This is a genomic window from Candidatus Binataceae bacterium, assembly GCA_036495685.1.
Classification (GTDB): Bacteria; Desulfobacterota; Binatia; order Binatales; family Binataceae; genus JAFAHS01.
In genome coordinates this window covers 1-11,334 of record DASXMJ010000108.1, presented here as the reverse complement: position 1 = coordinate 11,334, position 11,334 = coordinate 1, and the positions used below count along the sequence as shown (strand labels likewise).

Annotated in this window: 10 protein-coding genes and 1 rRNA gene; 3 read left to right on the top strand and 8 right to left on the bottom strand. The window is 60.8% G+C overall.

Features of this window, described 5'->3' with window-relative positions; all coding sequences use genetic code 11:
- Positions 1-396, bottom strand: a 16S ribosomal RNA gene (locus tag VGI36_10845); the annotation flags it as partial.
- Positions 397-813: 417 nt separating this feature from the next.
- Entirely contained in the window at positions 814-1,026 is a 213-nt protein-coding gene (locus VGI36_10840; protein HEY2485639.1) for a hypothetical protein, read from the bottom strand.
- Between the two features lie 98 nt (positions 1,027-1,124).
- Between VGI36_10840 and VGI36_10835 the strand changes: the two genes are divergently transcribed.
- Positions 1,125-1,955 (top strand): alpha/beta hydrolase, encoded by an 831-nt coding sequence (locus VGI36_10835; protein HEY2485638.1) that lies wholly within the window; start codon positions 1,125-1,127, stop codon positions 1,953-1,955.
- Positions 1,956-2,046: 91 nt separating this feature from the next.
- Here the strand turns inward: VGI36_10835 and VGI36_10830 are convergent, their stop codons facing one another.
- Together VGI36_10830 and VGI36_10825 are read right to left on the bottom strand one after the other, a co-directional pair.
- Positions 2,047-3,039 (bottom strand): hypothetical protein, encoded by a 993-nt coding sequence (locus VGI36_10830; GenBank protein ID HEY2485637.1) that lies wholly within the window; start codon positions 3,037-3,039, stop codon positions 2,047-2,049.
- A gap of 104 nt (positions 3,040-3,143) precedes the next feature.
- A complete protein-coding gene (locus tag VGI36_10825) occupies positions 3,144-3,824 on the bottom strand; it encodes an anti-sigma factor (protein HEY2485636.1) in 681 nt (226 codons plus the stop codon).
- A gap of 176 nt (positions 3,825-4,000) precedes the next feature.
- On the opposite strand from VGI36_10825, the gene VGI36_10820 reads away from it, so the two are divergent.
- Complete coding sequence (locus VGI36_10820) at positions 4,001-5,068, top strand: 3-deoxy-7-phosphoheptulonate synthase (GenBank protein ID HEY2485635.1); 1,068 nt, start codon at positions 4,001-4,003, stop codon at positions 5,066-5,068.
- A 176-nt stretch (positions 5,069-5,244) separates the two neighbouring features.
- Here the strand turns inward: VGI36_10820 and VGI36_10815 are convergent, their stop codons facing one another.
- The 3 genes from VGI36_10815 to VGI36_10805 are packed head-to-tail and all read right to left on the bottom strand — an operon-like array spanning position 5,245 to position 9,615.
- Positions 5,245-6,648, bottom strand: coding sequence for a nicotinate phosphoribosyltransferase (locus tag VGI36_10815; GenBank protein HEY2485634.1), 1,404 nt, complete (start codon positions 6,646-6,648; stop codon positions 5,245-5,247).
- Between the two features lie 36 nt (positions 6,649-6,684).
- Positions 6,685-9,201: an ATP-binding protein gene (locus VGI36_10810; GenBank protein HEY2485633.1), complete on the bottom strand. Its 2,517-nt coding sequence runs from the start codon at positions 9,199-9,201 to the stop codon at positions 6,685-6,687.
- 30 nt (positions 9,202-9,231) lie between these two features.
- Positions 9,232-9,615: an Hsp20/alpha crystallin family protein gene (locus tag VGI36_10805; GenBank protein HEY2485632.1), complete on the bottom strand. Its 384-nt coding sequence runs from the start codon at positions 9,613-9,615 to the stop codon at positions 9,232-9,234.
- Positions 9,616-9,671: 56 nt separating this feature from the next.
- On the opposite strand from VGI36_10805, the gene VGI36_10800 reads away from it, so the two are divergent.
- Complete coding sequence (locus tag VGI36_10800; GenBank protein ID HEY2485631.1) at positions 9,672-10,196, top strand: universal stress protein; 525 nt, start codon at positions 9,672-9,674, stop codon at positions 10,194-10,196.
- Between the two features lie 61 nt (positions 10,197-10,257).
- Here VGI36_10800 and VGI36_10795 read toward each other — a convergent pair whose 3' ends face one another.
- A complete protein-coding gene (locus tag VGI36_10795) occupies positions 10,258-11,091 on the bottom strand; it encodes an enoyl-CoA hydratase-related protein (GenBank protein ID HEY2485630.1) in 834 nt (277 codons plus the stop codon).
- Between the last annotated feature and the right edge of the window lie 243 nt (positions 11,092-11,334).

Below are 11,334 nucleotides of genomic sequence, written 5' to 3'. Positions count from 1 at the left end.
CCTCCATTGCGCAATATTCCTGACTGCTGCATCCCGTAGGACTCTGGGCCGTGTCTCAGTCCCAGTGTGGCTGACCATCCTCTCAGACCAGCTACCCGTCTTAGCCTTGGTGGGCCGTTACCTCACCAACTAGCTGATAGGCCGCGAACTTCTCGATGAGTGATAGCTTGCATGAGCAGAGGCCATCTTTTACCTCGGGAAGCGAACTTCCTGTGGTCTTATCCGGTATTAGCTCGTCTTTCGACGGGTTATCCCAGACTCACCGGCAAATTGTCCACGTGTTACTCACCCGTGCGCCGGTTTACTAGCCGTATTGCTACGACATTCTCCCACGACTTGCATGTCTCAGGCACGCCGCCAGCGTTCGTTCTGAGCCAGGATCAAACTCTCCATTTAAGCTCAGAGTCACCACCGGATTCGGCGCGGGCTAACGCGCACGAAGCCGGCGGACTGACCGCAAAATCAAAGAAATCGGACAGGCATCGGATCCTTCCAGATCCCCCGCCGCCCAATTAAAGGCATGCACTACTATTCAGTTTTCAAAGACCAGCCCAGTCTTCAGGGGCAACCCCGAGTTCAGGGGCAAACGGAAACAATATCGCCACGTAACGGGTGTGTCAACGTTACGTTGCTCCCACGCTCCCGATTTATCAACAAACAAGGCAGGTACGCCCTGAAGCGACCGCCAATCTAACATCATGTCCAGGGCGAAGGAAGAGGCAGACAGAAGTCCACCACTACCCGTCGCCTCGGAGCATGCCTAGCAGAAGCGGAGACCTCGCGCGTTTATCAACTCCGCGCTCGAGCGCGACCTCACGAGCGTGAAGCACGGTCGCCAACCTGGGCAGGGTGCGATAACTGGCAGTTGCGGAAGTGACCTTCCGCTTCGAGTCCCCCTGCCGCGGTCCAGCGCAGGATCATGCTTCCGCTGTCCCACACGGCGGCTCGGGCCAGCCCGCGAAACCGAAATCCAACTTGCCCGGCTGCGCTTTGCTCTTTCCCCGGCTTCTTGCCAGTCTTCCTCATGGCGGCTTTCCTCCTTACACCAATCCGATCTTTCGATCGGGCAAGGTGCTGCCGCCACCCAATTTTCAACTACTATCCGGACATTCCCGGGGTATCGGATGGCCACCAGCGAATTCATCGACATCAACGGTCTCAAACTCCACTACATCGACTATGGCAGCGAAGGCCGACCTCACCTGGTCCTGCTGCACGGCCTTAACGGCAATGCGCACGCTTTCGATCTGGTCGCGCCGAATCTGACAGCATCGCATCACGTGCTCGCGCTCGACTTGCGTGGTCATGGCGACAGCCAATGGGGACCGCCTGACGGCTATACGCCGCCTAACTATCTCGGCGATATCGGCGCGTTCCTCAAAGCATTGAGCATCGAAAAAGCGAGCTTCATTGGGAGTTCGATGGGCGGTGCGATGGCAATGATCTTCGCGACGCTCGCGCCAGATATCGTCGATCGGCTCGTGCTAAACGATATCGGCGGTGAGATCGTTATCGAGGCTCCCGACCCGGCGCAGCCCGCGCTTACTGATAGGCGTTTTCGCGCGATCGCCGACGCGACCCACTTCTACCGTGAGTCGTTTCATCCCGTCGCGTTGTTGCCGGAGTTGGTTGCGGAGAAATTGACCGCCGACTCGGTGAAGATCGGCGCGGACGGATTGCTGGTGTGGAAGACCGATCCAGCGGTGAACTCCGGCGCAGCGACTGGCGGTGCCATCGGCGGCAGGGTTATCCAGATGTGGTCATTTTACCAGAAGGTGAAAGCGTCCGTGTTGATCGTGCGCGGCGCTGAAAGCACTGCGCTGACGGGCGAGACCGTAAGCAAGATGCTCTCGGTCCTCCCGGGAACGCGCGCCGTCGAAGTGCCAGGTGTGGGACATACGCCGTGGTTGAACGAGCCGGTCGCATTGCGAGCGCTGCAAGATTTTCTGGCTTAGATTGCTGTCGCGTTGCTGCATGGAGACGCGCGAGACCTTGGCTTCGCTCACAATGACTCGATAGCCGAACTTTTGGGTACCAGCCACTGGCTTACTTGGAAGCAGGCAGGGAATCCTTGAACACGAGAATTCGGCCGTGCCCGGGGTCGCACACGTAAACTTGGTCTCGACCGTCGGTGGTCACGCAATGCGAGTCGCTGGCGGTCGAGACCGTGCCAAGCACCGAGGGCTTGCCATCCGAGGAGATGCCGATCGTCGCCATCGTCGCGCTCTCTCCTCCGGGTAAGTAGAGATGCGCGAGTTCCGGATTGTATGCGATGATGTCGACGCCAGCTCCTGATGATGCTTCGCCCAGCTGTTTGCCGTCCGCAGTGCCCAGGGCGCTTACTTTGCCCTCTTCACATCCAACGAACAGGAATCCATGCTCGGCGTCGAGCGCGAGGCCGCGCGAGCCTTTGCATCCGTTGGGCCAGCGGCTTATGACTTTTCGGCTCTTCAGATCGATCACCACCGACGTGTCACTCCATAGATTGGCATAGGCACGCTTTTGCCGATGACCGATCACGAGCGCCTCGGGTCCCCCGGGTACTTCGATGAAACCGGAGTAGACCGGCCGGAGTATTCCGTTGGCCGGCAGCGAGAAAACTTCGATTCCTTGCACGCGCGGCTCCGTCACCCACACTTCGTTGGACTCCGTGACGAAACGCACGTAGTCGGGACCTGCCCCGAGCGGAGCGGTCGCAACGATTTTCCCCGATTGCTTATCGACGACATTCAGGCGCTTCGAACCGCGATCGGTGACGAAAATGACGCCCGGGCCTTCGTCCGCCGAGGTGATTCCCTCTCCGTGGCCACCGCCGTACTCAGCACCCTGGGTGAATCCTGAAATGATTTCGGTTCTCCGAGTTTCTGGATCGATGAGCATCAGCTTTCCAGTACGCCCGCCCGGAACGAGCACGCGATGAAGCGATGGCGCGAAGCCGAGGTCGTCGAAGCCGACGCCGCTTTCGCCACCAGGAAAGGAAATTGGCGAGAGGGCGCTCAGCGTCGCAGTCAGAGCAGCCAGGAATAGATGTCTCATCATCTGCGATCACTATTTCGGGAACGGTTATTCATTTCTGTCAGGACGGGCTGTTTCTGAGAAAAATGACTCCTTGACCGATCTACTTCGGGAATTCGAAAATTTGATTAACGCGAAGGCGCCGAGGTTATTCGGCCTTTCAATACGGTGGCTCCCGATGGCTTGGGCGCATCGGTACCGACTTCGCGCGTTACAGTAACCGTCGAGGCTTGTTGCGGCGGCATTGGCATCGGGACTGTTGCTTTGCCGTCCGAGTCAGGAATGAATTCGGCCGCCAGGGTTTCGGGCTTGCGTTTCTCCTCCCACCACACCCGATAGACGGTGCCCTTCGTCGCGGCCCTTATTCCGGCGACCTGAAGAACCGCCGCACGTTGAGCGGCGCTCATCGCGAGAGTTCCGGACGGAAGTGGGACCCGTGCACCTGCTGCTTTCGCCCCGTCCGCACCAGTGAGCTTGATGGTCCGTAAATCGGGCGCGGCCACTATGCGCTTCAAAGTTTCGTCGGCAGATGCCCGCTCCGCCACGGTCGCGCTGCGCCGTTCCACCGAAACGATTCGCCGCTTCAATTGCTGAACGGTCTGGTTCATCGCGTGCAGGTGGCGAAGGTAGTTCGTGGTGCGGTGGCTCAGTACCCGCGAGAACTCTGCCAACACGATGAGCGCGGCCAGCGCCACGGCGAGCCCCATTCCTGCCATGGCCCGCCAAAAGAGAGGGCGCCGCCACCAGGGGATAATTCCCGGACTGACGGGCGTTTTCGGAAGGGGAGATAGTTCAGTCTGCTCGCTCACAGTGGCCTTTCAGAAGGCGGTCCAAAGAGCCTCAGCTGCAACAATCAGAGCGCATTTGGCTCATCATATCGCTCTCTCGCCTAATTGGAGAGTAGGTGCGTCATCGAACCGACCAGGGGAAGATTGACGCGTATTTTGCTGCATGGAGGCTTTCCGATATTAGTAGTTGTTCGGAAATGCGCCAAATTCAGGACATACACGTTCGCGGGGCGGAGCCGCTCATTTCTCCACGTGCGCTCAAAGGGGAGCTCCCGGCGGATCCGACAGTGGCCGCGGTGGTCGTCGAAGCGCGCGAGACGGTTCGCGCGATTCTGGCCGCCCGGGACCCACGCATCCTTTGTATCGTCGGCCCCTGCTCCATTCACGACCCCGCCGCCGCGCTCGACTATGCTCGGCGTCTCGCCGCACTGCGCGAGGAAGTCATGGACGAGATGTTCGTGATGATGCGTGTGTATTTCGAGAAACCGCGTACCACCGTGGGATGGAAGGGCCTGATCAACGATCCCGACATGGACGACAGCTGCAACATGCGCGAAGGGCTGCGCATCGCACGGCGGTTGTTGATGGAAATCAACCAGATGGGATTACCGGCAGCGACGGAGATGCTCGACCCGATCACACCGCAGTACATCGCGGACCTGATCTCCTGGTCGGCGATCGGCGCGAGAACCACAGAGTCGCAGACCCATCGCGAGATGGCTAGCGGCCTGTCCATGCCGGTGGGATTCAAAAACACCACCGACGGCAACTTGCAAACCGCGATCAATGCGGTCGAATCGGCGCGCCGTCCGCATTCTTTCCTGGGCATCACGCAGGAAGGGATGAGCGCGATAATCCGAACCACCGGCAACCCTGCTACTCACGTGGTGCTGCGCGGTGGACACAATCCGAACTACGACAACAGCAGCATCGCGGAATGCGTGAAGATGCTGGAACGGAGCGGCCTGGAACCGCGCGTGCTGGTCGACTGTTCGCACGCACAGACCAACAAGGATTTTCGCAAGCAGCCCCTGGTGTTCGACACGCTCGTGGCGCAGATTTTCGCGGGCTCGCGGGCCATCATGGGCGTAATGATGGAGAGCAATCTTGATGCCGGCAGTCAGCCGATCAACAGCGATCGGTCCAAGCTCAAGTATGGGGTTTCCGTTACTGATCCTTGTATCGACTGGCGCACCACCGAACAGTGCCTGCGCGGCGCGGTGGCAATGTTATCGGGCACCAAGACTGCAGCCTCTGCCGGTTAAGTTCACGCGTTTTTTCTGAACGGAGAAATTGGACACGAACGCTTCGCGGGCGGATCGGTGCGCCCGATTTTTTGCGCCAGCGCGTGCTCAGACAGACCTGAGACGAAGCTCGGAGAATAGTACCTCCGCTAACAGCCCAGACGACCTTTCGGACCAAGAGTTGGTCTATGGCTGGCTCAGTCCTGGCGATGCTCTGATTTCAGTGTTTCGCTGATAATCATTGCGTTGAGCGTCGCGGTTGGACGGACCGGATACTCGGCGGGTTTCCGCAAAGCCTTTAGGCGGGCGTCGAGATGCGGAAATTCTGCCAGCGTCTGCGCACGCAATTCCTCGAGGGCCGGTCGAGGCAGTTTGCGCCGACCGCATTCCATCTGCGTTTCGACAATCGCTGCGACGGTCGCGGGGGGCTGGCGGAATTCACGCGTCACGGTGGCGACACTCTCATCGATCAGGCCAACCAGATCGGAATGGTCGGTGCCCGCAGCATTGCGGGCGCGGAAAATCTGCTTGCGGCCGGGGGTAGAGGCTTTGCCGGCAGACAGTTTCATGCGCGGCTCACCGCGGTATTCCACCAGTTTGTAATTGAAATCGCCTGCCGGCGCATCGTCGCTGACCGCCAGTGCGGTTCCGACGCCGAATGCATCGATCGGCGCGCCGTCGGCAAGCAGCTCGGCGATCCGATACTCATCGAGATTGCCGCTTGCGAAAATCGGAACGTCATTGAGGCCGGCAACGTCGAGAATCTTGCGCGCCTGAGTCGCTAGATCCAAAAGCCGTCCGCTGTCGAGGCGAACGCCGCCCAGTTTGCCACCCACTTCGCGGAGCTTCACCCCGATTTTGGCAGCATTCTGAACCCCCACGACGCTGTCGTAGGTGTCGACCAGCAGCGTGCTGAGTCGGGGAAAGCTGCCGGCAAAATCGTCGAACGCCTTGAGCTCGCGTTCGTGCGCCATCACGAAGCTGTGGCTCATAGTTCCGTAGACCGGAATTCCGTAACGGCGGCTGGCGGCGACGTTGGCGGTACCGTGAAACCCGGCTAGATAACTTGCGCGTGCCGTAATCAAAGTCGCATCAGCGCCTTGGGCGCGGCGCGGTCCAAAGTCCACCAGCCGGCGTCCCTGAGCGGCGGAAAAGCATCGGGCGGCCTTGGTGGCAACCATGGTCGCGAATCCAATTTGGTTGAGGAGCAGCGTCTCGACAAGTTGCGCTTCGATCAGGGGCGCGCAGACTTCTAGGATCGGCTCTCCGCCGAAGAAAATCGTCCCCTCGCGCAGCGCCCGGACCGAGCCGGTGAAGCGCAGGCCGGCCAGAAATTCAAGGAACTCGGGTTTGAACAGTTTCAGCGACTCGAGATGTGCTACCGCCGTTTCATCGATGTGGAATTCTTCGAGCGTCTCCAGAATCCGTTCGATGCCGCCGGCCACCATGTAGCCGCGGTTGGGCGGCAGGCGGCGCAGCGAGAGCTCGAACGCCGCGGTCTCGTTCATCCGCTGCTCGAAGAACGCTGCGCTTACGGTGAACTCGTAGAGGTCAGCGAACAGTGCGACGTCGGTCGCATCGAATCTGAGATCAAGCGGCATCGGCGAGAGCCCTGAACGCGATCACAACGCACCGCCTTAGCGTGGCGGCTCGGGCGGGGCTGGCGGCTGCGGCGGCGCAGGTGCGGGAGCGCTCTCCTGCACGATGCGGGTTTCCGTCGCGCCCCGATTGAGCAACGCCTCCGAAAGGGCCTTGAGCCGCTCCATCACGAGGCAATTGATGGTCCCCGGTTCGTCGAGCGCACCGGCGCGGACCGCGGTAAGCAACTCGATACCCTGGTCGATGGTGTCGATGGGGTAGATATGGAACTGGCCTTGGTTAACCGCCGCGACGATTTCGGGATCGAGCATCAGGTTCTCGACGTTCGCGCGCGGCACCATCACGCCCTGGCTTCCCGTCAAGCCGATCGCCTTGCACACGCGAAAATAGCCCTCGATTTTCTCGTTCGCGCCTCCGATGGCCTGCACGTTTCCGTACTGATCGACCGAACCGGTCACCGCCAGCTCCTGCCGAATTGGAACGCCCGCCAGAGCTGAGAGCAGAGCGTAGAGTTCGGTGGAACTGGCGCTGTCGCCATCGATTCCCGAATAGGATTGTTCGAAGCAAATCGACGCCGTCATCGCGATCGGCTGCACTTGCCCGAATCGGGAGCGTAGAAATCCGCTCAGGATCATCACGCCCTTGTCGTGGGTGGAGCCGGAGAGCCGCGATTCGCGCTCGATGTTGACGATGCCCGCCTGCCCCATCGCAGCGGTGGCGGTGACCCGCGAGGGCCGGCCGAAGCTGTAGCCGCCGACATCGAGCACGGCAAGCCCGTTGATCTGCCCGACCGCGCTGCCCTTGATGTTCACCACCAGTATGCCGCGAGCGATAAGGCGGCGGATTTCCTCTTCGATGAAATTCCGCCGGAGGACCCGCTCGCCGAGCGCACGCTCGACGTGCGAGCCTTCAACCTGCGCGGCGTGCTCGGCGCGCGAGAAAAACGCCGACTCGCGCGCCAGATCATCGACCGGCTCCAGTATCGCGACTACCCGGGTGCGGTCTCCGGCCAGGCGCATTCCGTACTCGACGATTTTTTCGAGCGCCGAGGCGGAGAACGGACCCAGCGCCTCCCGTCGCGCCAGCGCGCCCACCCGCGCGGCATAGTGGAGCGCAGCGTCACGATCGGCTGCAACCGCTGGCCGCATCTCCGCCTTGACCTTGAACAGGTCCGCGAACTCGGAATCGTAGAAGTAGAGCAGGTTGTAAAGATACGGCCCGCCCAGCACCACCAGCTTCGTGTGCACCTCGATCGGCTCCGGCCGAAGTCCGCTGGTCGAAAAAAATGGGATCGGCTCGAACGTCTCGATCGTCATCCGGCCCGACTTCAGGCTGCGTTTCAAAGCCTTCCATACGCCGGGTTCGATCACCGCGTCTTCGAGATCGAGCGCCAGGAATCCGCCATGAGACTTGAGGTAAGAGCCGCCGATGATTCGGGTGAAATTGGTCCCGTTGCGACCCAGCGGGTCAATCCAGCGCTCGATAGTCCCGAAGAGATTGCGATAGGTCGGCGCGTCTTCGCTGACCACCGGCGCGCCTTTGGTGCTGGAGTTGTCGACCAGCAGATTGACCTGGTACTCAAACCAGCGCGGCGCCTCATCGGCAAGCGGGTGGGCGTCTTCACCTTGGCGCGGTTCCGCAGCTTCGCGGAAGCGATCGAGATGGGACAGCATATGCTCCGCGACCTGATCGAGGTAGCTGGTTACCCCCGGGTTGCTGAAATGACGCTTGGTCTCCTCGATGGCGGGGGTTATCAGCCGTGCTGCGAATGATCGCTCAATCGCGCGAATGTCCTCGATCAGCTCGCGCGTCACTTCCTGCTGGCGCATAACCAGTTTGGCGAGCTCATCTTGGAGCTCCGCCTGTGCTCGGCCGAGTCGCTCACGCTCTTCATCGGAGCGGGTTGCGATGTTTTTCTGGAGAGTTTCCGGAGACTCCGGCATTTTTCCTTCGATCAGAGGGATGAAGACGATTTGACCGGCGGGCGAGCCCTGGAGCGCGAAGCCGCGCTCGCGCGCACGCGCTTCCAGACCGCCAAACAGCTCCTGCGCACGCCGGTTGTACTTGTCCCGCAGCGTGGTTCGTTCGCGATCGAAGTCTTCGCGCCGAAACGCCTTGGGCAGCTGTTCGATCACGTAACCGACCAGATCGTGCATCTTTTGGGTCAGGTCGCGTCCCTGACCTGCTTTCAAATAGATCGCGACGGGAGCTTCCGGACTGCGGAAGTTGTTGACGTAGACCCAGTCGCCCGGCGTCGGCATCGTGGCCGCCTTCTCGTCGAGCAACCGCAGCGCGGATTCGCGTTCGTTGCGGGTGCGAAGCCCGCTGATAAAGACATTGTAGCCGGGTGCATCGATCCCGATCGCAAGTTGAATCGCGCCCAGGGCGCGATTCTGGCCCAGTAGCTCGCTTGCTTCGAGCGACTCCGCGGCGCGGACCAATTCGTCGGCGGCGACCGGAGCACGCCCACGGAGATCCGAGGCTTTAAGCTCCACGGTGGGTGCCGCAGCCTTCAATTCACGGGCAGTCTTGGAGCCAGTTGATTCAGTGTCCATCGAAGTTCCGGCACTCCCAGGTGGGGCCGGTCAGGAATCCTTGAGATAGATGCGGCGAGCCTTTTGTTTGGGTAGAGTGATCGTCAGCCGACCGGTTAACCATCGCGCGGACGCTGCTTCCGCGTCGACATTCTCGGCAAAGGTAAAAGCTCTTACCAGGTTGCGGTGCGCTCCCGCAGAGGCACTCACCGTCAGCCGGCGTCCGAGAGTTTCCACCTGGATCTTTTCCGGATCAACTCCTTCCGCCGCCAGGCGAATCTCGTAGCGGTCCGCGTAGTCGACGATTTCGGCGTCGGCAAATTGTTCGCCCGCGCCGCACTGCCATCGGTCGATCAAGAGCTCGTCGAAGAACTCATCGATGGAGCGTTCGAACTCGCTGAAAAGTTGATCGGACTGTTTGCGCATGGCTCCCATTCAATTTCCCTGATTTTAAAGCGGCGCGCCAGTCCTCGTCGAGACTGTTATCGTGCTTGCCAGTCACCCTAGGTGGGCGTATCGTTCGCAACGTGCCGAACATTAGCAAAATCCTGGCCGCGACTGATTTCTCTGAAGATTCGTCGCGGGCGCTGAGCTACGCGGAGGACCTGGCGCACAAGTTTGGCGCCGAACTGGTGATTCTTCACGTCGATCAGCCGTTGGCGCCAGTAATGGCGAGCCCCGACCTGGGACCGGCGATGGATCTCGGCGCCATGAGCCGGATAGCGGAAGAACAACGCATTATAGCGCAGCGCGAGTTGGACAAGATCGTGCAGCGCCTGCGCGACCACGGTCTCAAGAGCAGGAGCCTCCTCAAAGTCGGATCACCTTTTCTTGAAATTCTCCACGCGGCCCAGACCGAAAATGCTGACCTGGTAGTGCTCGGCACTCATGGGCGCACCGGGCTGGCGCACGTTCTAATGGGGAGCGTGGCGGAGCGGGTGGTGCAGAAGTGTCATGCGCCGGTGCTGACTGTCCGTCATCCCGACCGCAAGTTCAAACATCCGCTGGACAATTAGCACACCCATCCGCAGATATCGCGAAGGCTCAAGCCGCGCGAATCTGCGGATTTCCGGATGCTTATCTGCCCTGGTACTTGGCAGGGCGCTTTTCGATAAAGGCCCGCACGCCCTCCTTGAAATCTTCCGAGCGGGTCATCATCGTCATCGACTCGTCGTCCTCGCGGATTGCGGTCGCCAGGTCGGTGAACAAGTGTCGCCACACCAGTTTCTTCGCTTCCGAGACGCCCAGCGGCGAACAGTTGTTTGCGATATGACCGGCAACTTCGCGCGCGGTCTCAATCAACCTGGCCTGCGCAACGACGCGATGCACCAGTCCGATTCGGAGTGCTTCGTCCGCGTCGACCAGCCGCCCGGTGACGGCCAGCTCAACGGCGCGGGCCACGCCAACGATGCGGGACAGCATCCACGAGGACCCGTGTTCGATCGCGAGGCCGCGCTGCACGAAGATCAGCCCCATCCGCGCGTTTTCGGACGCGATGCGGATGTCCTGGTACAAGCAGGTCGTAAAGCCGAGACCGACGCACGCGCCGTTGATGGCACCGATGACCGGCTTGCTGAGGCCAAGGACGTAGGCGTACTGGTTGCGATAATCAGGACGCTGCGCTCGAAGCCATTCTTCCGGATCGGGAGATGGGCCCGAGCCACCTCCGGTCGCGCTAGCGCGGCCGGAAGAAATTTCCGACAACCCGCCCATGTCGGCGCCCGCGCAGTAGGCGCGGCCCGCACCCGTGACGATGATCGCGCCGATGGTGGGATCGCGGTCGGCGTCGAGCAGGGCGGTTCGGGTTTCCGCACCCATGGTCGGGGTCCACGCGTTCATTTTTTCCGGGCGATTGAAGGTTACGGTCGCGATGTGATCGGACTTGTCGTAGATGATTTCGCTGAAATTCATGGTTTCCTCCCACCGGCGGGTCACCGCCGATCAAAGCATCAACTGGCGGGGAAATCTAACGCCGCGTAAGTTTCGGCCATCGAACCAACCCGCCCGCCGCAGGGACAGCAAACCGGTCCGCCGCGATACGCGAGAAAGCTGGGTTGCCCGCAAGGGTTGGGAATCGGGCGCTTTCATCCGGGGGCGCTGATTGTTAGTTACTCCGAGATGGTCCGCAGACCACTCAGCTTGCACGCCTTCTGC